Source organism: Mesorhizobium alhagi CCNWXJ12-2 (genome assembly GCF_000236565.1).
In the GTDB taxonomy this organism is placed as follows: Bacteria; Pseudomonadota; Alphaproteobacteria; order Rhizobiales; family Rhizobiaceae; genus Allomesorhizobium; species Allomesorhizobium alhagi.
On sequence record NZ_AHAM01000264.1, the window covers coordinates 1 to 20,504 of the forward strand.

Below are 20,504 nucleotides of genomic sequence, written 5' to 3' on the forward strand. Positions count from 1 at the left end.
AGCTATGACGAGAGCCGGCCCGACGAGCGGCGCTTCACGTCGATGAACGAAGGTGACGATGCAGCCGCTCTGGACAGGCGGCTGGAAAAGGAAGCGCGCTTCGATCCCGATGTCTGGATCGTCGAGGTGGAAGCGGGGGATATGCCGATCGAAGAGCTCATCCCTATTGTCACGCTTTAGCGTGACGAAATCTAGTTGTGCGGCCGCTCGGCGCCGGGCTTAGCGATAAACGGTGGCGCCATTGGCGGGACTGCATGGATCCGGCTCGACTCCAAAGGCCATGAGCAGGAACTTGCCCTTGTCCCGGTGGACAACTTGAATCCCCGGCCCGCCGAAACCGTTCTTCGTCTCCTGATTGTTTACGAGATAGACATCCGAGAGCTCGGTCGCGCTTAGCTCCTTGAGATAAATTTCGTGCTTGCTCCTGGATATCTCCGCGGCGTTCCAGAAAGAGCAATCGGCGCTTCGGACAAAATAGGCGAGCGCCACCGGATGCATGCCGAGCATCTCGCGGGCCTTGTTGGCAAGACCGTCCCGTGCCTTGGTCAGCTCATCAACCGATCTAACCGTCAAATTGATGTCGACATTATCTATTTGTTGGACGAGGGTTATTCCGTTCCTGTCGATGGTAGATATCCTGCTTATCATTGCTGAGATTTCTCCTTTGAACAGGAACATCCCAGCGATCGCGCACATAATGAATGCCGCGGGCCAAACGAGTTTCTGCATATTACCGCCCCCATCTGAATGTTATCAGAGGTTGCATAATATCACGACGATGAAGCTCCTGGTAGTAGGCCTTTCGACAGCACCTTACAGTCGAGGCGCGTTTCTCCGGACCGACAGGGCCACGGCCTCCATCCGCCACTTGCGGACGCGGTCCAGCGCCGTGTCGCGGTCGAGCGCACGGTAGCGCTCCAGAAACAGCCGGATCGCCTCGGCATGCGCGAAATGCCCCGGCAAGACCGCGGCGGCGATGAGGAAGGCGCGCTCCTCGGCGAGGTCCAGCGCGCGCAGCGCCGCAAGCAGCACGGCGTGGCTCGACGTTTCGGTGATGGACCGCGCCGCGTCCGCGTCCATGTCGAGCGCATTGGCGAGCGCCGCTTGGAACAAGGTGGGATTGCCGGTCAGCGCCGCGGCGCTGAGCTTTGCGTAGCGGGAATCGTCGACTGCGTCGTGATCGCCGTCGCTCCGGGCGGGCAGCATCATGGAGCGAAGGCGGCGGCGCGCATTGTCGGCGGCGTCGCCGGGATTGGCGGGGGCCTCGTCGTCGGCTTTGCCGGCCTTGCCGGCCGGTTCGGGCGCGGGCGCCAGGTTTGCCGGAGCCCGTCTTTCGAGGGCCCGGATCAGGTGGGCGATGGTCTGGTTCAGGCCGGGCCGGCGGGCGATGGCGCGCGCATGCGGCAGGCCGTGGCGGCCGATGATCGCGATCAGGTCGATGTCGGTCAGCGCTTTCGACCGAACGAGAAGTGGCGCGGCGATCTCGACCGGCTCGGCGCAGAGGCGGTCGACCAGCGCCTTGGGCGCGCTTTCGCATTCCGACAGCGCCGCAGCCACATACCGGCGCGACTCGACCGAGACCATGTCGAAAAGCGGCAAGGCAAGGTCTTCGAGCTGTGCGATTTCGCGGCGCGACGGGCGGGTGAGCGAGCAGAAGGCGGACACGGCTGCGCGGAACAGCCGCTCGGCCTTGCGCGCTTCGCCCTTGATGGCGATCTGCCTGAAATCGGATGCTGACACCGGGTACGCCTACTCGAAACACGCTGCGCCGCCGCCCGCTTGCCAAGCCTTCGCCGGCCCGCGAGCACGATCGCGTCGATAAAGTTAGCCTCGATCCGTTAGCAGACTGTTAACTCTCTGCGCCCTTAATCGGGGCGGAGGCGTTGCGTGGTTGCTCCGGTCAAACCGAGAGGGAATTCGCAAGTCATGGGCAGCATAGTTTCTTTCGTGCAAAAAAGAGCAGGCGCGAGCCGGCCTAGCCTAACCGCCGGGACGCCCGCCACCGTCATCATATTTCCGGGCGTCCGCTACGAGCGGCGGGAAGCCCAGGGCGCCGTTTCGCGGCCTGGACTCAGCCTGCCAAAACGGACCAAGCCACAGCACTGAACAGGTGCGTTGATATTCAGGTGATGCCGGCCTGATCTACGGAATCAGTCAGATCAGCGTGCAGTCGATGCCGGCAAGGTAGCGGTTTACGACCAGTTCCCAGCTTTCGTCCGGCAAGAAGATGCGGATGACGACGATGCCTTCTTCGAGCGGTGCTTCGACGAATATGGCCTGCTGCAATTCCTCGGGAAGATCCTTGCGCAACTCGATCATCTGAACGGGGGTAAGGATCGTGAAATCGAGCAGGCCGGTGGCCGAGGTCCGGTCGTTGAACGAGTATATGTTCTGGCCGCCGCGGTTATAGATCGAGACCGACCAGAACGGCACATTGCCGGGCGCGACGACCCGCACCACGCCATCCGAGAGATCGAAGCGGCATGCCGCCGCGCGGAAAAGCGGGTCGACCGGGCCGATCGCGGCCGGTCCTCCTGCCTCTGCGTCGATCCGCGTCGTCCGGTAGAGGTCGGACGCCATCGCCATGCGCGACCAGGCATCGCGCTCCGCCATTTCGGGAACGAGAAGAAGGATCGCTATGTGGACGATGCCGGCCCCCAGCAGGCCGAGCAGGACGGCGTGCAGGAGCCTAACCATCGCAGCCGGCCTCGACCACGAGCGGCAGTTCGACCTCGGCGATGCCGGTGCTGCCGACGATCGGCGTGTCGTAGAGCGTCAGCACCAGACGCATCGCGCCCGAGCCCGACACCGCCAGCCAGTTGCCCGGGGCCGGTCGGCTGTCGACCGCTATCGCGAAGGAACTGTCGGGCTGGCGCAGAAGCTCGAGCGAGTGGAGCGCGGATGGGCGGCCGTCGCCGGCTTTAACGACACGGCCGGCTCGGTCGGCCGCATAGAGCGTCCAGAAACGGGCGGGCAGGGTGGAACCCTCGATGAGGTAGGAGCATTCGCGCCTGAGCAGCGCGCCGCTGGCATCGCGCTCGGCGGCAAAGGCAAGGCCCTCGGCGCGGCCGAGCGACAGGATGCCCTGGCGGGCGACGCGGGCCATTGAATAGGGATCGGCGTTGGGCGTGCCGATTTCGGGGAATGCGGTCCAGCCGCCGATTTTAACTGCGCCGACGCCGTCTTGGGTCCTGAGCACATACCACAGGCTGGCGGTTCCGCCGCCAATGGCGATGGTCAGGGTCAAAAGGGTGAGGAAGGCGGTCTTGAGCATGGAGCGCGCCGGCGGGAGGGATGCTTCATTCGAGTAGCGCGTTACTGGCGCGGGGCGCAAGCCGCGACCCCTCGATCGGCGCGGTCTGTTCTACAGCTTGGGTGAGCTTATGGCCGACAGCGTCTCGGGCTCGGCGGGGGCTTCGATGACGGGGGCGGTGCGGAATGTCTCCGACATCTGCCTCAGGATCCGGGTGGTGGTCGAGGAAAGCACCGGCGGGCGTAATATTGCCGGTGCGGAGGCCTGGTCGGCGGCCTCGCCGGCCTCCTTCTTCGCCTTGGCGATGACCTTCGGGTCGACGAACGGATTTTCGATGCCGGGGATCGGCTTCAGATCGATGTTCTGGTGCGCATAGGCCATCAGCCGCTGCCAGACCATCGCCGGCAACGATCCGCCGGTCATGTCGTTGGTGGTCGAGAAGTCGTCATTGCCGAGCCAGACGGCGGCGGTGTAGTTGCCGGTGAAGCCGACATACCAGGCGTCGCGGTAGGACTGCGTCGTGCCGGTCTTGCCCGCCGAGCGGATGCCGGGAAGGGCGGCGCGCCGTGCCGTTCCCCATTCGGGAATCTGCACGAGGATGGAATTCATCGCGGCAAGCGCCTGCTCCGACAGTACGCGCTTGGGCGGAGGGGCGTCGCGCTCCCGGTCGTAGACGATTTCGCCCGAATGGGTCACAAGCTGTGTGATGCCGTGGCGCAGGCCGGCAAAGCCGCCGCTGGCGAAGGTGGCGTAGCCGGTCGCCTGGTCCATGACGGTCATGCCCGACGTGCCGAGCACCGTCGTCTTGAACACTTCGAGCGGCGATTCCACGCCCATCGCATACGCCATCTCGACGATCGGCTTGACGCCGAGATGATCCTTGGCGAGCCGCACCGGCACGGTGTTGACCGACTTGATCAGCGCCGTGGCAAGGTTCGTGCGGCCCGAATAGCGGCGCGAATAATTCTGCGGCGACCAGCCGTTCCAGGTGATCGGGCCGTCGGAAATCTTCGAATCCGGCTTGAAGCCGTTTTCCATCGCGGTTGCGTAGACATAGGGCTTGAAGGAGGAACCCGCCTGGCGCAGCGCGCGCGTTGCGCGGTTGAACTGGCTGTCGCCGTAATCGCGGCCGCCGACCATGGCGCGCACGGCGCCGTTGTTTTCGAGCACCACCACCGCGCCCTCGGTGACCCGGTATTCCTTGCCGTGCTGGCGCAGATGGAATTCGAGCGATTCCTCGGCGGCCCTCTGGATGTTCATGTCGATGGTGGTGCGCGCCACCATGGAATGCACGCCGGACTTGGCGGCGACGCGCTTGACCTCCTCGAAAGCCCAGTCGAGGAAATAGTCCGGGCTGTTCAGGTCGCCGCGGTCGACGATGCCGGCGGGCCTCAGCCGCGCCGACAGCACCTGGCCCTCGGTCATGAAGCCGCTCTTGACAAGGTTGGTGAGCACCACATTGGCCCGCGCGCGCGCCGCGGGAAGGTTGATGTGCGGCGCGTATTTGGCCGGCGCCTTGAACAGGCCGGCGAGCATGGCAGCCTCGGCGAGGTTCAGGTCCTTGACCGTCTTGCCGAAATAGAAATCGGCGGCCGCCGCGATGCCGAAGGTGCCGCCGCCCATATAGCCGCGGTCGAGATAGAGCTGGAGAATCTCTTTCTTCGACAGGTTCATCTCCAGCCAGACCGCAAGGAAGGCTTCCTTAATCTTGCGCTCGACGGTGCGCTCATTGGTCAGGAACAGGTTCTTAGCGAGCTGCTGGGTGATGCTGGAGCCGCCCTGAACGACGGAATTGGCGCGCACGTTCTCCGACATTGCGCGGATCAGACCGGGGAAGTCGATGCCGTAATGCTCGAAGAAGCGGCGGTCCTCGGTAGCGAGCACCGCCTTGATGACGTGGTCCGGCATCTCGTCGACGGGCACGGAATCGCGCTGGATGATGCCGCGCTGGCCGATCTCGTTGCCGTAGCGGTCGGTGAAGGTGACGGCGAAATCGTCCTGCGCGCGCCAGTCCCCATGGGTCTCCTGGAAGGCGGGCAGGGCCAGCGCCAGTACCACTATCGAGCCGGCGGCTCCCAGCGTAAAGCCTTCGCTCAGGAACTCTATGACGCCGCGCCGCCATCCCGAAAAGCGAAAACGGCGAGAGAAGATGGTGAGGTTTTCCCAGACCTCCCGCGCCGCAAAACCGGCCTCGTAGAGCGTGGAATCGATCCAGGCGTCGACGGCCAGAAGCCTGCCCGCCCGAGGGCTCTTCGATTTCTGCGGTTTGAACGGGTCGTCCATGCAGTTTGTGTCCGGCAGCCGTGTTTCGCGCGGGCGCAACCGCCCTTACTATCATTTTAGGATTGCAGCGGTGCGAAATCCAGTTCTGGCGGGGGCAGGCGCGAAATATCGTAAAGATGAGGCGCGACTTCCCGCGCTGAGCAGCGCCTCCGCGATGATCTCTTGCCGAGGCATTGCCTCGTTCTCAACTGCCAGTAAGCCGTCAAGGTCGTGGCGCAAATCTGCTCCCGGATAGCGGACCTTTCCAGAGTCCAAGATTGCGCCAGCTGGCTCCATGACGGGGCCCCGGTGGATGGCTTCAATGCCTTATTGCGCCGAAAACCGACCAGTCGGTCCGCTCGGCCAGCAATTCAAGCCCCACCGTTCCGAGCCAACTGTTGCCCATCGGATCAAGTGCCGGCGACCAAACCGCGATCGAAGCCCGCTCTGGCACGATTGCCAGAATCCCGCCTCCGACGCCAGACTTCGCCGGAAGCCCGACTCGGTAAGCAAACTCGCCAGCCCCATCATACAGCCCGCACGTCATCATGATCGACAGAACGCGGCGCGCCCGCCTCGCGGCCGCAACGCTGCCGTTCTCGCCCGCGGTACCATCATCCATCAGGAATCGGCCTGCCTTTGCCAGACCGCGGCAGTCGAGCTTGATCGCACATTGGTGGATATAGGCGTCCATCACCTCCTCCACCGAATGTGTGAGATTGCCATGGTGCTTGGTCATGAACATGAGCGAGCGATTGAGGTTGCCGCCCATGCGATCGCTTTTCATCACATCAGGATGAAGGTCGGGCGCTTGGCCGTCGAGCATCCGTGCGATGAGGCCTACAACATGCCTGTTCTGGTCTGTGTCGCCGCCGAGGCCGACAAGGATGTCGCAGACGACGAGCGCCCCGGCGTTTATAAGGGGATTGCGCGGAATACCCTTGTCGCGCTCCAAGTCGATGATGGAGTTGAATGGATCGCCGGACGGCTCGCGTCCCATCCGCTCCCAAAGCTTTTCGCCCATCGCCTCCAGCGCAATCTCGAGAGCAAAGACCTTGGAGATCGACTGGATCGGGAAGGCCATACCCGCATTGCCCGCTGCCGCCAGCCCGGCTTCACGCGTGACGACCGCAATGCCGAACCGTTCGAAGTCCCCCCTCCGCGGCGCGGGCCTGTCCTCGGCTTTTGCGGTCTCGACGGCCTCGCGATAGATGCTGGGTGCTGTCTTGCGAACCTGATCTACAACATCGTGAAGTACCGCCTGCAACTGGGCGCGGTTCTGCGCAAGATCCTTCATTCCTTCTTTCCTACAATGGGTATCCTCAGCGGGAATGCTAACTCCTTTAATCGCCGATAGACGACGACCATTAAGGGCTTCCGGCGACCGGGGCACCGAATGTCGGCAATCGGCGCCTGCGACAGCCTGTAGCTGGACATCATGCGCAAACAGGATAGCATGATCGGTCATGGACAAGCTTGCCCGTATCTTCGCAATCGTCCTGCTCGCGGCATTCGCCTTGGGCACGGTCGCGCATGCTGCGCGTGCGACGGGCATGTCGGTGGCTATGTCTGCCGCCGCGATGGCCGATGCGGATATGGGCGATTGCGATGCCTGTCCGGATGAAGGAAAGACGCCGATATGCGGCCAGGCCTGCCTGGCGCCTTTCGTCGGAATTGCGGCGAGCGTCGGCGTTGAGTTGCCGTTCGCAGCCTCCGATATCGCCGGCTCGGTGCTGAAAGCGCCGGACGGTCATGTCGGATCGCCTGACCCCTCTCCGCCGCGAACCACCTTCCTGAACTGACGTCCGGCCGGGCCTGCCCGCTGCCGGCGTCGACGATCGCCGGCGATTTTGTCGCCAGCGACCGCAGTTCCGCATGAGGCGTCTTCCCGACGTCGCATGCGGTTGAACGGCTGACTTTCAGGATGGTTGAACCATGTCCAGATTTCCTATGCCGGCGCTGACGCGTCGAGCCTTTGTTGCATCGGCGGCCGCAGGGGCGGCGAGTGCAATGTTGCCTTTGCTCCAGCAGCCCGGGGCTCATGCCGCTGCTGTGCGCGAGGTCCGGCTGAGGGCTGCGCCCGGTCGGGTGGCGCTGGTGCCGGAACCGTACGGCGAGACGCCGGCCTGGTGCTATAACGGGGCTGTTCCCGGCCCGGAAATACGCGTCCGCCAGGGCGAGCGCCTGCGGGTGGAGGTGGAGAACGGGCTTGCCGAGGAAACGACCGTGCACTGGCATGGCGTGCGCGTGCCGAACGCCATGGACGGCGTGCCGCACCTGACCCAGACGCCGGTCGAGGCGGGCGGGCGCTTCGTCTATGAGTTCGACGCGGTCGACGCCGGCACGTTCTGGTATCACCCGCACCAGCGCGGCTTCGAGCAGGTCGGGCGCGGGCTTTATGGGCCGCTGATCGTCGAGGAGAATGAACCCGTTCGCGTCGATCGCGACGTGACCTGGGTGCTCGGCGACTGGCGGCTGACCAAGTCGGCTGAGATCAGCGACGATTTCGGCAACATGCACGACATCCATCACAATGGCCGCGTCGGCAACACGGTCACCGTCAACGGCCGCGTGCCGGACAGCTTTGCCGTCAGCAAGGGCGAACGCATCCGCCTGCGGCTCATCAATACCGCCAATGCCCGCATCTTCAGCCTCGATTTTGCGGGCCATGAGCCGATCGTCATCGCGCTCGACGGCCAGCCGGTCGCGCCGCACGCACCGGACGGCGGACAGGTGGTGCTGGGGCCGGCCATGCGCGCCGATCTGATCGTCGACATGACGGGCGAGGCGGGCAGCCGGGTTTCCGTCGTCGACCGGTTCTATGAGGGGTTGGAATACCGCTTGGTCGATCTCGCCTATGCCGATGCTCCGCTTCGGGAGCGCGCGCCTGACTGGCAGATGGAACTGCCGGCCAATCCGCTGCCGGAGCCGGACCTTGAGACCGCATCCCGCAACGAGGTCGTCTTCAATGGCGGCATGATGGGCGAGATGGTGGCCCAGGACATGGGCGAGAGCATGGGCCCGGGCGCGCCGGGCGGCATGATGGGCGACATGAAGCCGGGCGGCATTATGGGCGACACGAATTCGATGATGGGAGGGATGATGCGGATGATGAACTCCGGCAGCGCCTGGTTCATCAATGGCGTCGCCGCCGATGAAGGCAGCCATGTGATGAAGCCGATGCTGACGCTCGCACGGGACAAGAGCCACGTCATCGCCATGACCAATGCGACGGCGTGGCATCACCCGATGCATCTGCACGGCCACTCGTTCCGGGTGATTTCCCGCAACGGCCAGCCGACCCCGCACCGCGAGTGGCAGGACACGGTGCTGGTTTCGCCGCGCGAGAAGGTCGAGATCGCCTTCGTCGCCGACAATCCCGGCGACTGGATGTTCCACTGCCACATTCTCGAACACCAGGCCGGCGGCATGATGGGCATCATCCGCGTCGCCTGAACATCAGAAATCCGAATGGAGAAACCGAAATGCGCAATATCCTGAAAACCCTTGTCCTCGCCTCGCTGCTCTCAGGCGCAGGTCCGGCACTGGCGGGCGAAAAGGACGTCACGCTCTACAAGAACCCGCAATGCGGCTGCTGCGAGGGCTATGCCGATTACCTTAGGGAAAACGGTTTTGCGGTTGAGGTGAAGCCGACGCACGACCTTTCCGCCATGAGCCGCGAGGCCGGCGTTCCCGACGACGTCCAGGGCTGCCATCTCTCCTTCATCGACGGCTATGTCGTGAGCGGTCACGTGCCGGTGGGAACGGTCAACAAACTTCTCACCGAGCGCCCCGACATCAAGGGCGTGACGCTGCCCGGCATGCCCATGGGCTCGCCCGGCATGAGCGGCACGAAGGAAGGCCCGTTCGAGATGCTGGAAATCCAGAAATCAGGCGGCGGCGGCGGCGTCTACGCCACGGAATAGGAGCGGTCCGATGATGATGGACGGTATGAACGGAACAATGATGTTCGGCATGGGCCTGGTGTGGCTGCTCGCGGTGCTCGTGCTCGTGCTGGGGGTGGCTGCGCTGGTCAAATATCTGTTCTTCAGCGGCAGATGAGAGGGGCGGCTGTTTTCTTGTCGATGTTCGGCGTCGCCGCGGCTGGCCTGGCCTGGACATGGCCCTGGCTCGCCGATCGGATGGAAGGCGACGACGTCACGATTGCGCGAGGCGAGACGCTGTATGCCGAGCACTGCGCCGCCTGCCACGGCGCAAAGCTCGAAGGGCAGCCGAACTGGCAAAGCCCGCTGCCTTCAGGGCGGTTGCCGGCGCCGCCGCACGACGCTTCCGGCCACACCTGGCACCATCCCGACGGCGTGCTCTTCCGCATCACCAGGGAAGGGACGGCGGCCGTTGTCGGCGGCGGCTACGAAAGCGACATGCCGGGTTTCGAGGGCATCCTCGACGACGAGGATATCCGGGCCATTCTCGCTTTCATCAAAAGTACATGGCCGGAACGGGAACGCGCCTATCAGGCGGAAATGAGCCGCCGGGAACGGGAGAAGACACAGTGAGAGCAGACCTGATCGCTTGTGCGGCACGTGCACTTCGGCCGAGAGAGCCGGCCATAAAAATGAAACCGTTATTCCTTGCGCTGGCTCTGCTGCCGGCTCTTGCGCTGCCCGCGTCGGCTCACCATCCGGGAGCCGATCTCGACGAGATGATGGGCAGCGAGGAGAAATTCTTCCAGGCGATCGACGAGCCGGCCGCGCCGCCCTTCGAACTGGCGAACGCCGACGGGAAGATCGTCCGCCTATCCGATTTTTCCGACAAGATCGTCGTGCTCAACTTCATCTTCGCGAGCTGCACGGATTTCTGCCCGATTCATTCGGAGGTGATCGCCGACATTCAGGAAAAGATCAACGCCACGCCGATGAAGGACACGGTGCAGTTCCTGACGGTCACGACCGACCCGGCCAAGGACACGGCAGCCGTGCTCAGGGACTATGGTCCGGCGCATGGGCTGGACGCGGAGAACTGGATGTTTCTCACCACGCTTCCCGGCCAGCCGGAGGATGCGACGCGAAAGCTGTCGGAGGAATACGACGTCCGTTTCGAACCGCTGGAAGACGGTCAGCAGATGCACGGCGCCGTCACGCATGTCATCGATCGCGGCGGGCGCTTCGCCGCGAAATTCCACGGCCTGCGCTTCGATACGCTCAACATGGTCCTCTACATCAACGGCCTCACCAACAATGTCGGGAAACCGGCCAAGCCCGAACCTGGCTGGTGGGACAGGCTGAAGGCGATGTTTCAATGAGTCTGGCTTGAGGCAGGGCCCTTCTGCTGTCCGCCCGGCAGACTGAGGATGAACTGGCGCCGCCATCGTTGAGTTCGGTCGAACTTCCGCTTTCTGCTGCTGCGCCAGCGACAACGCCGCGCGAAATATCGTTGAAGATGTGACCTTCTGGCCGGTAGGCGCGGGAAGTATCAGGTGCTGCAGAAAATCCCAATGGGCAAGGGGTCACGACCTAGCTGGGCATCGGCGAGGCTTGCTTCCCCATCTATTGTGGCTTTGCCGCGATGAGGCTGCCAGGCAGCGTACTTTTGCGCGCAGATCGCCCGAGCGCTACCCCATTTTGACCCAAACCTCGCATTGCGCCATGGCATAATCAATGGCGACGCTGCTTTTACTGGCCAAATCATCTTGATGGCGTCCTTCATCGCGGTTTAATTTTCGAAAAACACATTGCATAATCGAATTTGTTCTATATTGTTGCTTTGACAATTCATCGTCAGCTACCGGTGCTCCCATGGCGGATGTGTTTGGGGCGGTTACAGACAGCGCCCTTAATTGGATTGTGGATTTCGCCCATGCGCGGGCGCCGTTTCTTTTCAATTATGTCGCGCCGTCGCTCCGAATATTGACGGACGCGAACGGCAACCCGACGGGCACGCAGGATCTTTGGCTGGTCTGCGCTCCGGTTCCGGACTCGCTGCTTGGTCCGAACATGCCGAAATATCGAAGGATGTCGCCCTTCGGGGTGCCCGGAATCCCGGTAAAGCTGCCTTATTCAATCCAGATCGTAGACGCGACGATCGACTTCTATCCGGGCGACCAGGTAACTTTGCCGGCGGAGTCGCTGCCACCGCTCAATGCGCAGGCGATGGCACTGAAAATTTCATTGCTGTTCGGATTTCCCTGCACGAATACTGATCTGGTGAGCGCGATCATCCAGCATCAGACGGCGGCGATGCTCTTCGCGCCCATTCGATGGCCGGTGCTTCCGGTCACCGATCTTCTTTGCTTCACGGTCGACGTTTTCGCGACCGGCCGGCTCGCCGTGCAATCGACACCGACGGGCGGGCCATATCCGCTGCAGAATATCAGGCTTATTGTGGACGGCCTCGAACTGGTCGACATAGCACCCAAAGGCCTGGAAGGGGCAATCGAGTGCTACCTGACGGCGATGCTGCGCAATTACGTGCTGCCGCAACTTGTGCTTGGCCTGCAGAACCTGGTGATCAGCACGCTCGGCATGACGCTGACGCCGCACCTGACGCTCAACCTGCCCAACAATCCCGCGATCGAGCAGAACGAACTCCGCGTCTGGCTCGACGTGGACGTGACGTAGGAGCCGGCAGTGACCGACGTCACCTTTGCCGTCAGCGAGCGCGCCTTCAAGGCGGCGTTCAACAAAGCCTATCCATCCCTGCCGAGCCTGCCGTTCGATGGATCCAATACGGTACTGGGGCTGGTCTGGTACGGGGTCGAAGGAGCGATCCATATTGAAGGTGCGGGGGACATCGACTTCGAAGACGGCAACACGTTCCTGGTCAGTGAGCTCGATATAGGCTGGGACAAGCTGATCCTGCGGTTTGGGTTCGATATACCGCCCATCAAGATCGGCGGCTTCTGCCTGATCCGCATGCCCGAGGATTCCTGGTTCTTTCCCGGCGAGTGCATTTTGCCGTTCCCCGGAACAACCATATTCACCGGTGCGCCCGACATCGGCCCGATCACCCTGAATCTCAATGCGATCATTCCGTACGTGGTGAGCGAGGTCAGCGGGCGCTATAAAATCGGAATCCGAAAGGAAACCGACGCCATCTCCGGCAAGAGCTACCAGCGTATTTATGCCGATCCCGAGGCAATCGACGTCGATCCGATCTCTATCAACGACACGCTCGGAAAACTTCCCACCATCGTAAAGGCGGGCGTAGCCGTGGCGAGCGCGCAGATGCTGGCGTTCCTGCCGCAAGCCTGGATGGTGGATGTCGTGCTGTCATTCCTGGGAGTTCCGACGGTCACCGCCTATCTGCTGGACCTGCTTGATATCCATGACGACATGGAAGAATGGCTCATGGACGTGCTCAACGTGAGCATCGGCGTGGACAATCTGCTGATGCAATTGATCCTGGATGACATGTTGAAGAAGGATGCGGTGTTCGAGATCGAAGATCCCTATCCCTTCGTGCCGGCAGGCAAGATCGACGTCGCCGATTTCGGCGGCTTCCCCGTGCCGCCGGCCACGCCGGAGGTCGAACATCCGGCTATCGCGGCTTCAATCCTGAATGCGTCCGCTGAATTCGACGAAGACAACATGTTTGTTCGCTTTGATTTCGGTCCATGAAAATGCGCAACTCCGTTCCGCCGGCCTTTAGCGTAATTAATCTCGATTCGGCTGTGCTCGCCGGGACGGCTGTCATCGCACATCAGCTTGTCGAATGCGGAGACTGGGGCTTTGCAGTGGGCGGGCAGGAGGGCCAAACTTCCGGAACAGGAATCGTGCGGGTTCTCGATGGGGAGGGCCCGTTCCATGCGGCGCTCGATCTTGGGTCGCCCGCTGAAGTCCTCTCGCTGCGCAAGGGAGGATATCTACGTATCGGGGCGGGAACAGACGGAGGCGGATTCGTAACGCTGCATGGGCCCGAAGGCACAGACGAGGCTTGGGATTCACGGCGGTTATCGCGGGGAGACTTGTTCGCATTCCTGGTGTTCCGGCCCGGAAGCTATTTGATGACCAACGAGATCGGCGGATTAGCTTGCGAAATCCTTGTCGAATATCCGGACCCAAGGAAGAATACGGCGAAAACTAAGCCGCCATTCGAACCGGTGCGGCTTTCGTCAGCACAGATTGCGAAGAGCGAGCGGATCCGGATGAAGCCCGGACAAGGGATGGTTGTGGATGTAGAGTCAGCCGCGCGGCTGACCTTCGTGCTTCGGTCAGCCGATGACGGGCCGCCCGATATTGCCGAGTGGCGGCGCACACGGCAAACCGGCAGGGGCGGTGGCCTTACCACCCGTTCGTCGGATTGAGCAGGGCTTTCGAACTCGCCGCCGCCCGTCGCCCTCATGCGGGTCGACGGATGACTCTCACCTTGCCGCTGTTTCCTCCGCCGCAGAAGAGCTGATCGCCGCCATCCGATTCCATTCCCGACACGCCTACGCCGGGCGGCATATCGAGCTTCTGTAGAACCGCTCCCGTTTCAGGATCGAGACGACGCACATCGCTGCCGTCGGCGTCCCAGGTTGCATGCCACAGTTCGCCGTCTACCCAGGTGACGCCTGTGACGAAACGGTTGGAGTCGATGGTGCGAAGAACGGCGCCCGTTTGCGGATCGACCTGGTGGATCCTGCTGCCGCGATGCTGCCCCACCCAGAGCGTCCCTTCCGCCCAGGCAAGGCCTGAATCGCTGCCGCCTCCGGGCGCGGGAATGGTGGAAAGGACATCGCCGGTGGCCGGGTCGATCTTCTGGATGCGGTCCTCCGCGATCTGGAAGAGATGCTGGCCGTCGAAGGCCGTTCCCGCATGCGCGGCGACGTCGATGGCGCGCACGATTTGTCCGTTGGCGGGGTCAAGGGCGTTCAGCCTGTCGCCGGACGCGAACCAGACATGTTCGCCGTCAAAGGTGAGGCCGTGCACCTCGTCGACGTTTGGAAACGGACCGTATTCCTGGAGGATTTCGGCTTGAGAGTGTTTCATGTGTTCATTCCCACGGTGAGCGTCTGTCCGGAAATTCTACTCTGGCGAGTTTCGAAATGGAGCCTGAGGACCGGATTGACAGGGACTGACCCTAGCTCCTTGGCAACGGACCGGGGAGTAACAATGTCGTCGGGAATCCCGGCACGGGCGGGGTCATCCAGCGGCGCGCCCGCCCGCGGCCGAACGGCTGCACCTTGCCCGCTTCCGCAAGCTGTTCGAGCGTCCGCTGCACGGTGCGCGAACTGGCGCCGAGCGCAATCGCCAGAGCCGAACTCGACCACGATTCACCGTCGGCGAGGAAGGCGAGGACCGTTGCATGCTGCTCTTCCACCGGCGGCGCCATCACGGCGACCTCGCGCGCGCGCCGCGGCGCCAGCGCAAAACCCCGGTCGGTCGCGTTGACCTCCGCCAGCGCGACAAGCTCGGAGCGCAGCCGTCCGATCTCGACCCGCAACCGAGCGCGATGCGATTCATCGGCGTGCCTGGCCCGGAAGGCGCGGCGGACGAGCAGATCCCTTGGCGCGTCGCCCGGCCATTCTTCGGCCAGCGTGCGCGCCAGGGAGAACAGCACCGGACGGGTCGCAAGCGAGACCACCGTGCCCGCGTCGCGGACAACGTTGCGGCAGGCGTCCATGACGAGCGTGTCGGAGGCCAGCAATGCCTCGACCTCTTCGAGCAGGAGGGGGCGTTCCCCGCCATCCGCGATCAGGCGCGCAGCCGGCCGGGTCATCAGCAGCGAGACGCTTTCGACTTCCGCCTTCAGCGCGGGAATGCCCGCAACTCGCGCGGCGTCTTCGGCCCGGGCAAGCGCCGCGCGCGCGATTTTCGTGCGCACGCGGCGAATTGCTATTCCCGCTGCCGCCAACTCATAACCGGCTCTCAAGGCGGGTGGGAGTGGCGTGGGATCAATCTGGGAAAGCAGACGCTCTGCCTCATTGAGGCGGCCGATCAGGAGCAGGCGCCGGGCCGCGAGCGTCCCTGCATGGGCGGCGTTGACGCGGTCGTCGTGCTTTTCAAGCGCCGCCCGCGCCGTGTCGAGCGCCTTGGCCGGCCAGGTGAGGTCACGCGAGACGAGCGCGATCTCGGCCTCGGCAACGACACATCGTGCGCGGGCCACGACGTCCCTGGAGCCGAATGCGCGCGCCGCGCTCTTGAGGAGCGACTTCGCTCGCACGAGATCGCCGAGCTGCGCCATCGCGATGCCCCTGAGCGCGAGCGCCGGCGCATCGTCGCGCAGGGCAACCCGCTTCAACGCGCCAAGGGGATCGCCTGCCGCAAGCGCGCGGGCGGCGGCCGTGATCAGCGAGTCCATCGGAATCCCGTCACACTTGTTACTCTCGTCATTCGCTGTCCGTCACTAACCTACCTCTCGACAACCAGCCAGCACGTCGCACCGGCAATGGTGCAACGACTGACAATCACGACAACAATCATCGGAGAAGAACCATGACGGCACACATGACAGGGACACGTGACGAGTGGGTTGCAGCGCGGATTGATCTGCTCGAGGCGGAGAAGGAATTCACGCGGCGCAGCGACGAACTGGCGCAGAAGCGGCAGGAATTGCCGTGGGTCCGCATCGAGAAGGAGTATCGGTTCGAGACTGACGAAGGAAGCGCCTCGCTCGTTGACCTCTTCAAGGGACGCTCTCAGCTCCTCGTCTATCACTTCATGTTCGGCCCGGACTACACGGCCGGGTGCCCCTCATGCTCGTCGGTCGCGGACGGGTTCAACGGCGTTGTCGTCCACCTCGAGAACCACGATGTCGCTTTCTCGGCCGTATCGCGTGCGCCACTGGAAAAGCTGCAGGCGTTCAAGCGGCGGATGGGCTGGACCTTTCCCTGGGCTTCAGCCGCCGCCAGCGACTTCAATCGTGATTTCAGCGTCTGGTTCACGGAGGAGGAGCAGCGCCGCGGCGGCATCGAATACAATTTCCGCTGCGAGCCGGCGATGGCCAACCGTGCAGCGAAAGAGCCGCTGGCCGGCGGCACCATGCAGGAGTGGAAGCCGCGCGGCAGCGAAGGGCCGGTGGCGCAGCTCGCGGGAATGACCGGGACAGACGTGCCCACCTACACGCGAGAGAGACCGGGCTTGAGCGCCTTCGTGCTCGAGGACGGCGTGGTCCATCACACCTACTCCAGCTATGCGCGCGGCGTGGACAGCGTATGGGGCATGTACCATTGGCTCGACCGTGCACCCAAGGGGCGCAACGAGAACGGCATTTGGTGGCGCCACCACGATGAGTATGGCCGGGGCTGACGGTTCGATGCCTCTCCACCCCGACAGGGCCAAAGCGATGCCGGTCAGCCGACCTGCCGGCGATCCATGCGACCAGCCTGCCGCGCGGCGCGCGGCGGACCGGCTGTCGCTTGCGGCCGCGCCGACCTTCGCGATGATGGCGCTGCTCACCGGCGTTCTTGGCGGCGGGGATATCTGCTCGGCCACGCAAGGTGCATGGCCGCTGAGCGGCATGGTTCCGATGTACCTTTTGATGAGCGCCTTCCATTCGGCGCCCTGGCTGAAGCTTGTCTCCAGCCGATGAAGCGGAGCCCGCCGGTCGCGATCCGGCGGGCGCGCAGCATTCTACCGCCCGTTCACCAGATTGAGGATGAGCTGGTGGACGGCGCCGCCATTGCTGAGTTCCACCCGGTCGAAATCCCGGCTCTTCTGCCGCTGCGCCAGCGACAGCGCCGAGAGCCGTTTCGTCATCTCGGTCCTGATCTTGCGGCATTCCGGATCGTCGGGAACGGACAGGCCGACGGTGGCGGCCTCGATCGCCTTCACCATGTCGATGATGAATTCGCCATGCACCTTCTCATGGGCGCGCACGCCGGCTGAAAATTTCTCCCAGAGTCTGTTCGTGGCGTCCGGGAGTTTTTCGGCGGGTTTTGGCAGCCTGTAGGTGATGATGAGCTTCGGCCGCGCCGAGACAAGCGTGCAGGCGCCGTCCTGCGGCTCGTATTTGCGCCGCCAGGTCAACTTGAAATCGGTGTAGGCGATGGCGCGGCCGATGCCGGCTTTCGGGCCGCGCTCGCCGATCGAGGCGTAAAGCTCGGGGCCGGACTTGCCGGCGACGGCGTAAGGCTCGACCTTCTCGACCGCCTGCCACTCCGCAAGGGCGGCGGTCGGCAGGGAGGCGAGGGCGATCGCCAGAAGCAGAAGTTGGATGGTGGATTTCAAGCGATTCCCCGCAGGCTGGTTGCGGGCGGCAGACTAGGGGGAGCGCCGAAGGGTTTCAACCGGCCGCTGCGCCGGACCGGAGGTCCGACGAGGCTGGAACCGGACGGGGAAGCTGCCCCCGTCAGACGCGCTTGCCGTTGGAGGCGAGCATGGTCGCCCGTCCGCCGCTCGGCACCACGACGAGCTGCTTGATCTTGCCCTGCTTGAAGGCGTTGAGGAACCGGTCGTAGTTCTTGAAGGCGACGCAGCCATGCGATTCCGCCCGCCCGCCGCGCAGCAGGTAGCTGTGGGTGAGGAAACCGTCGCGGCCGTGCTTGTTCTTGCCGTCGACGGGCAGCATGCGGATCGCCTCGACGCCATGGAAGCGTTTTTCGCGCATCTTGAGGTTATAGGTGTGCGGCGGGGTCGGGCCGCTCATCTTGACATGCGCGTAGCGCGGGTTGTCGGCCATCTTGCCGATGCCGGAATGGGCCTCGAGCACGGTCCCGTCGGGCATGTAGACCTTCGCGGCGCTGATGTCATAGACGGCCACGTTGCCACGTGTCCTGGCGCCGCCGCCAAAAAGGCTCCGGAGCGACTTGCCGATTCCGCCGCCGCGGGATCCCGATTCCGCCGGCTCGGACGGCCGGGCATAAGCTTGCCTGCGCGGTTGCGGCTTTTCGCGTTCCACGGCCGTCGGCGCCGCCGGTTCCTGGGTCCGCCGGACTTCGGGTTTGCGTGTCTCCGGGGCAGGCTCGCCGGCTCGCTCGTAAGGCGGGCGGGGCTGCGGTACGGGATAGGCCTCAAGGTCTTCGAGATCCGGCAGGGCGGCAGCGTCGTCCCCGGCGTCCAGATTCGGATCCTCGGACCCTGCCAGATCTTCCTCGGACGGCTTCGCCAGGAGCGCCGACAATGCGGCGCCGGCAGCGCTTGGGGAGGGGTCGGCATAGGCGAGCATGGGCAGGGCGGTCTTGTAGGCCGGCGCCGACGCAAATCGTTCTTGCACGGGCGCGCCGGCCTTTGCGGTGGCTCGGTGCGCCTTGGCGGAACGGGATCGCTCGAAGAGGCTGGCAAGTTTCTCGGACGTCAGCGCGGCCTTCTCTACGACTTCGTCGAAGCGCGACGCGGCGCCGCTCGGCCCGGATTCTTTGGATGCTTCGGCAAGGCGGGCGGATTTGGCCGCGGCGGCATCAAAGCTCGCGGCCAATGGCAGGGTTCTGCCGGCAGACAGGCTCGCGGTCATGAAGGGGCGATTACCGGCGGATATTTTCGCGGCCATCACGGCCTGCGCCGCCGTCACGGGCAGCCTGGACGCCTTTGCGGTTTCGGCGTGGCTGTCCGGCAGTCGCGGCTGCAGCCCTTCGTCCATGTGGACCTGCGGCTGGGGCATGAAACTGGCCGGACCGGAAACGACGGAACTGCCCAGCGCGACCGTTCCGGCCACCGACCACACGGCAGCGACCGCGAAGGCGGTGCCGAAGGAAGTGACCAGCAGCGGGCGCAACATGCGGCGCAAAAACCGCACAGGAAAAGCTTTACTCACAAACACATACCCAAGCCGGCAAATCCCGCAAAAGGGCTTCAGGTCGGAGAGCGACCGTGGCTGCGTGACGTCCGGATTGTCCCCATCTTGAACGACTGATCGAAAAAGGATGGCGAAATGTGGTTAAATTTTGCTTGCGGGAATCCAATCTGTTCGAAGAGGGTTTTTTTAAAGCCTGAGCAGGCTTCGCCGGCGGCCGGTCGGGCGTCGCCAGCGATGGGGAAACAGCGGCGTGAGGAATAGCGCTCTCAGTCGTTGCGCCTGACGATTTTCAACACCAGGAGAATTATGCCGACGGCGAGGAGGGCGACCCCGGCGGTGATGAGCCAGGCCGACCCGGACCTGTAGCCTTCCGCGGCAAGCAGGAAGCCGAAAACCAGCGCAACCAAGGCGCCGAGCTTGTTGATCACGGTTTCACCGGAGACGGCCATGCTGAACCTCCGAGCATGAGAAATAATCTACCCGCTGCTCTGCAAAGTAGCGTTCGCGGACGGGATAGTCGAGTTCGCCTGGTTGCAAATCCCGGACCTTGGCAGGCTCGGTTCACTCGGCCGCCAGCGTGTTTTTGTAGATGACGCCGTCCTTCATGATGATCTTGAAGTTGGCGGCGGGATCGGCCACGAGGTCGATGTTTTCCAGCGGATTGCCTTCGACGAGCAGGAGGTCGGCAAGCGCGCCTTGCTCGACGACGCCGAGCTTTCCCGGATAGGGATTGCGCTTGCCGGACAGCGCCAGCAGTTCGGCATTGGTCCCGGTTGCCATGGCAAGCGCTTCGGCGGGCGTGTACCAGCGGGTGAGCGAGGCGAGGATTGCCCCTTGCTGCGCCGCCATCGCGCGCGAGAACAGGACGTCGGTGCCCCACGCCGTCTTGATGTTGTATTTCTTCGCGAGTTTGTAAGTCCTATCGATACCGGGCCATACCTCGTCGGCCTTGGCCCGCTCGACCGAACCCTCCCGCAGGCCCGTCCTCATCGCTTCGTGAAGCGGCTGCAAGCTCAGCCAGATGCCCTTTTCCGCGATCAGCTTGGCGTCCGCCTCGCTCATGAGGAGGCCGTGCTCGATGCACTTCACTCCGGCCGCGATGGACATTTGGACCGCTTCCGACGTGAAGGCGTGCGCGGCGACGTAGGTGCCCCAATTCTCGGCAATTTCGACGGCCGCCCGCAATTCGGGCGCGGTGAAGGTGGTGACGTCGAGCGGGCTGTGGGGCGAAGATACGCCGCCGCCCGCCGTCACCTTCAACAGCACGGCCCCTTGCATGAACTGCTCGCGGGCGCGCAGGCGCACCTCGTCGGGGCTGTCCACGACGATGCTGCCGCCGTTTATCTCCATGGGGGTGAACAAGCCTGGCTTCCGA

General features: G+C 63.7%; 25 protein-coding genes. 12 read left to right on the top strand and 13 right to left on the bottom strand.

What is annotated here, in order from left to right; all coding sequences use genetic code 11:
* Positions 1-180, top strand: a 180-nt coding sequence (locus MAXJ12_RS28035) for a DUF1491 family protein (RefSeq protein WP_008839494.1), incomplete at its 5' end; no start/stop codon positions are given.
* 39 nt (positions 181-219) lie between these two features.
* Here the strand turns inward: MAXJ12_RS28035 and MAXJ12_RS28040 are convergent.
* From MAXJ12_RS28040 to glsA, 6 genes are all read right to left on the bottom strand, one after another.
* Positions 220-729 carry a hypothetical protein gene (locus MAXJ12_RS28040; protein WP_008839495.1) on the bottom strand — a complete coding sequence of 170 codons (510 nt, stop codon included), beginning with the start codon at positions 727-729 and terminating at the stop codon, positions 220-222.
* A gap of 84 nt (positions 730-813) precedes the next feature.
* Entirely contained in the window at positions 814-1,740 is a 927-nt protein-coding gene (locus MAXJ12_RS28045; RefSeq protein ID WP_008839496.1) for a DUF2336 domain-containing protein, read from the bottom strand.
* Between the two features lie 414 nt (positions 1,741-2,154).
* Complete coding sequence (locus MAXJ12_RS28050; protein ID WP_008839497.1) at positions 2,155-2,697, bottom strand: DUF1254 domain-containing protein; 543 nt, start codon at positions 2,695-2,697, stop codon at positions 2,155-2,157.
* A complete protein-coding gene (locus MAXJ12_RS28055; protein WP_008839498.1) occupies positions 2,690-3,274 on the bottom strand; it encodes a DUF1214 domain-containing protein in 585 nt (194 codons plus the stop codon). The genes MAXJ12_RS28050 and MAXJ12_RS28055 overlap by 8 nt, the downstream gene beginning before the upstream one ends.
* Before the next feature lie 90 nt (positions 3,275-3,364).
* Positions 3,365-5,536 (bottom strand): transglycosylase domain-containing protein, encoded by a 2,172-nt coding sequence (locus MAXJ12_RS28060; protein WP_008839499.1) that lies wholly within the window; start codon positions 5,534-5,536, stop codon positions 3,365-3,367.
* A gap of 298 nt (positions 5,537-5,834) precedes the next feature.
* Positions 5,835-6,812: a glutaminase A gene (glsA, locus tag MAXJ12_RS28065; protein ID WP_008839500.1), complete on the bottom strand. Its 978-nt coding sequence runs from the start codon at positions 6,810-6,812 to the stop codon at positions 5,835-5,837.
* A gap of 169 nt (positions 6,813-6,981) precedes the next feature.
* Between glsA and MAXJ12_RS28070 the strand changes: the two genes are divergently transcribed.
* From MAXJ12_RS28070 to MAXJ12_RS28090, 6 genes are all read left to right on the top strand, one after another.
* The gene (locus MAXJ12_RS28070; RefSeq protein WP_008839501.1) at positions 6,982-7,317 is read left to right on the top strand and encodes a hypothetical protein; all 336 of its coding nucleotides are present in this window, start codon (positions 6,982-6,984) and stop codon (positions 7,315-7,317) included.
* A gap of 133 nt (positions 7,318-7,450) precedes the next feature.
* Positions 7,451-8,971 carry a multicopper oxidase family protein gene (locus MAXJ12_RS28075; protein WP_040588443.1) on the top strand — a complete coding sequence of 507 codons (1,521 nt, stop codon included), beginning with the start codon at positions 7,451-7,453 and terminating at the stop codon, positions 8,969-8,971.
* Positions 8,972-9,000: 29 nt separating this feature from the next.
* Positions 9,001-9,441: a DUF411 domain-containing protein gene (locus MAXJ12_RS28080; RefSeq protein WP_008839503.1), complete on the top strand. Its 441-nt coding sequence runs from the start codon at positions 9,001-9,003 to the stop codon at positions 9,439-9,441.
* Positions 9,442-9,451: 10 nt separating this feature from the next.
* A complete protein-coding gene (locus tag MAXJ12_RS39745) occupies positions 9,452-9,577 on the top strand; it encodes a hypothetical protein (protein ID WP_008839504.1) in 126 nt (41 codons plus the stop codon).
* 23 nt (positions 9,578-9,600) lie between these two features.
* Entirely contained in the window at positions 9,601-10,032 is a 432-nt protein-coding gene (locus tag MAXJ12_RS28085) for a c-type cytochrome (protein ID WP_008839505.1), read from the top strand.
* Positions 10,033-10,091: 59 nt separating this feature from the next.
* The gene (locus tag MAXJ12_RS28090) at positions 10,092-10,778 is read left to right on the top strand and encodes an SCO family protein (RefSeq protein WP_008839506.1); all 687 of its coding nucleotides are present in this window, start codon (positions 10,092-10,094) and stop codon (positions 10,776-10,778) included.
* Positions 10,779-11,087: 309 nt separating this feature from the next.
* Here the strand turns inward: MAXJ12_RS28090 and MAXJ12_RS37155 are convergent, their stop codons facing one another.
* Positions 11,088-11,357 carry a hypothetical protein gene (locus MAXJ12_RS37155; protein ID WP_139044072.1) on the bottom strand — a complete coding sequence of 90 codons (270 nt, stop codon included), beginning with the start codon at positions 11,355-11,357 and terminating at the stop codon, positions 11,088-11,090.
* Positions 11,358-11,382: 25 nt separating this feature from the next.
* Here MAXJ12_RS37155 and MAXJ12_RS28095 point away from each other — a divergent pair, with 25 nt between their 5' ends.
* Genes MAXJ12_RS28095 through MAXJ12_RS28105 form a run of 3 tightly spaced genes read left to right on the top strand, consistent with a single transcriptional unit; the run spans position 11,383 to position 13,778 of the window.
* A complete protein-coding gene (locus MAXJ12_RS28095; protein ID WP_139044073.1) occupies positions 11,383-12,093 on the top strand; it encodes a hypothetical protein in 711 nt (236 codons plus the stop codon).
* Between the two features lie 9 nt (positions 12,094-12,102).
* Entirely contained in the window at positions 12,103-13,092 is a 990-nt protein-coding gene (locus MAXJ12_RS28100) for a hypothetical protein (protein WP_008839508.1), read from the top strand.
* Positions 13,089-13,778: a hypothetical protein gene (locus tag MAXJ12_RS28105; RefSeq protein WP_008839509.1), complete on the top strand. Its 690-nt coding sequence runs from the start codon at positions 13,089-13,091 to the stop codon at positions 13,776-13,778. Before MAXJ12_RS28100 ends, MAXJ12_RS28105 begins: the two co-directional genes overlap by 4 nt.
* A gap of 34 nt (positions 13,779-13,812) precedes the next feature.
* Here the strand turns inward: MAXJ12_RS28105 and MAXJ12_RS28110 are convergent, their stop codons facing one another.
* Together MAXJ12_RS28110 and MAXJ12_RS28115 are read right to left on the bottom strand one after the other, a co-directional pair.
* The gene (locus MAXJ12_RS28110) at positions 13,813-14,445 is read right to left on the bottom strand and encodes a Vgb family protein (RefSeq protein WP_008839510.1); all 633 of its coding nucleotides are present in this window, start codon (positions 14,443-14,445) and stop codon (positions 13,813-13,815) included.
* Positions 14,446-14,536: 91 nt separating this feature from the next.
* Positions 14,537-15,757, bottom strand: coding sequence for a hypothetical protein (locus MAXJ12_RS28115; RefSeq protein ID WP_008839511.1), 1,221 nt, complete (start codon positions 15,755-15,757; stop codon positions 14,537-14,539).
* A gap of 134 nt (positions 15,758-15,891) precedes the next feature.
* Here MAXJ12_RS28115 and MAXJ12_RS28120 point away from each other — a divergent pair, with 134 nt between their 5' ends.
* Positions 15,892-16,704 carry a DUF899 domain-containing protein gene (locus MAXJ12_RS28120; RefSeq protein ID WP_008839512.1) on the top strand — a complete coding sequence of 271 codons (813 nt, stop codon included), beginning with the start codon at positions 15,892-15,894 and terminating at the stop codon, positions 16,702-16,704.
* A 7-nt stretch (positions 16,705-16,711) separates the two neighbouring features.
* Positions 16,712-16,987, top strand: a complete 276-nt coding sequence (locus tag MAXJ12_RS28125) for a hypothetical protein (protein WP_139044074.1) — start codon at positions 16,712-16,714, stop codon at positions 16,985-16,987.
* 41 nt (positions 16,988-17,028) lie between these two features.
* On the opposite strand, the gene MAXJ12_RS28130 is transcribed toward MAXJ12_RS28125, so the two are convergent.
* From MAXJ12_RS28130 to MAXJ12_RS28145, 4 genes are all read right to left on the bottom strand, one after another.
* Positions 17,029-17,625 (bottom strand): DUF922 domain-containing Zn-dependent protease, encoded by a 597-nt coding sequence (locus MAXJ12_RS28130; protein ID WP_008839514.1) that lies wholly within the window; start codon positions 17,623-17,625, stop codon positions 17,029-17,031.
* 121 nt (positions 17,626-17,746) lie between these two features.
* A complete protein-coding gene (locus MAXJ12_RS28135) occupies positions 17,747-19,111 on the bottom strand; it encodes a DUF2778 domain-containing protein (protein ID WP_139044075.1) in 1,365 nt (454 codons plus the stop codon).
* 284 nt (positions 19,112-19,395) lie between these two features.
* Entirely contained in the window at positions 19,396-19,578 is a 183-nt protein-coding gene (locus MAXJ12_RS28140) for a hypothetical protein (RefSeq protein ID WP_008839516.1), read from the bottom strand.
* Between the two features lie 112 nt (positions 19,579-19,690).
* The coding region (locus MAXJ12_RS28145) for an amidohydrolase family protein (RefSeq protein WP_040588454.1) at positions 19,691-20,504 on the bottom strand (814 nt) is incomplete at its 5' end.

Bases quoted from the DNA above. Each gene is read 5' to 3' on its own strand.
- MAXJ12_RS28040 (WP_008839495.1), bottom strand. From the start codon at position 729: ATGCAGAAACTCGTTTGGCCCGCGGCATTCATTATGTGCGCGATCGCT.
- MAXJ12_RS28050 (WP_008839497.1), bottom strand. From the start codon at position 2,697: ATGGTTAGGCTCCTGCACGCCGTCCTGCTCGGCCTGCTGGGGGCCGGC.
- MAXJ12_RS28055 (WP_008839498.1), bottom strand. From the start codon at position 3,274: ATGCTCAAGACCGCCTTCCTCACCCTTTTGACCCTGACCATCGCCATT.
- MAXJ12_RS28060 (WP_008839499.1), bottom strand. From the start codon at position 5,536: ATGGACGACCCGTTCAAACCGCAGAAATCGAAGAGCCCTCGGGCGGGC.
- glsA (WP_008839500.1), bottom strand. From the start codon at position 6,812: ATGAAGGATCTTGCGCAGAACCGCGCCCAGTTGCAGGCGGTACTTCAC.
- MAXJ12_RS28070 (WP_008839501.1), top strand. From the start codon at position 6,982: ATGGACAAGCTTGCCCGTATCTTCGCAATCGTCCTGCTCGCGGCATTC.
- MAXJ12_RS28075 (WP_040588443.1), top strand. From the start codon at position 7,451: ATGTCCAGATTTCCTATGCCGGCGCTGACGCGTCGAGCCTTTGTTGCA.
- MAXJ12_RS28080 (WP_008839503.1), top strand. From the start codon at position 9,001: ATGCGCAATATCCTGAAAACCCTTGTCCTCGCCTCGCTGCTCTCAGGC.
- MAXJ12_RS39745 (WP_008839504.1), top strand. From the start codon at position 9,452: ATGATGATGGACGGTATGAACGGAACAATGATGTTCGGCATGGGCCTG.
- MAXJ12_RS28085 (WP_008839505.1), top strand. From the start codon at position 9,601: ATGTTCGGCGTCGCCGCGGCTGGCCTGGCCTGGACATGGCCCTGGCTC.
- MAXJ12_RS28090 (WP_008839506.1), top strand. From the start codon at position 10,092: ATGAAACCGTTATTCCTTGCGCTGGCTCTGCTGCCGGCTCTTGCGCTG.
- MAXJ12_RS28105 (WP_008839509.1), top strand. From the start codon at position 13,089: ATGAAAATGCGCAACTCCGTTCCGCCGGCCTTTAGCGTAATTAATCTC.
- MAXJ12_RS28110 (WP_008839510.1), bottom strand. From the start codon at position 14,445: ATGAAACACTCTCAAGCCGAAATCCTCCAGGAATACGGTCCGTTTCCA.
- MAXJ12_RS28115 (WP_008839511.1), bottom strand. From the start codon at position 15,757: ATGGACTCGCTGATCACGGCCGCCGCCCGCGCGCTTGCGGCAGGCGAT.
- MAXJ12_RS28120 (WP_008839512.1), top strand. From the start codon at position 15,892: ATGACGGCACACATGACAGGGACACGTGACGAGTGGGTTGCAGCGCGG.
- MAXJ12_RS28125 (WP_139044074.1), top strand. From the start codon at position 16,712: ATGCCTCTCCACCCCGACAGGGCCAAAGCGATGCCGGTCAGCCGACCT.
- MAXJ12_RS28135 (WP_139044075.1), bottom strand. From the start codon at position 19,111: ATGTTGCGCCCGCTGCTGGTCACTTCCTTCGGCACCGCCTTCGCGGTC.
- MAXJ12_RS28140 (WP_008839516.1), bottom strand. From the start codon at position 19,578: ATGGCCGTCTCCGGTGAAACCGTGATCAACAAGCTCGGCGCCTTGGTT.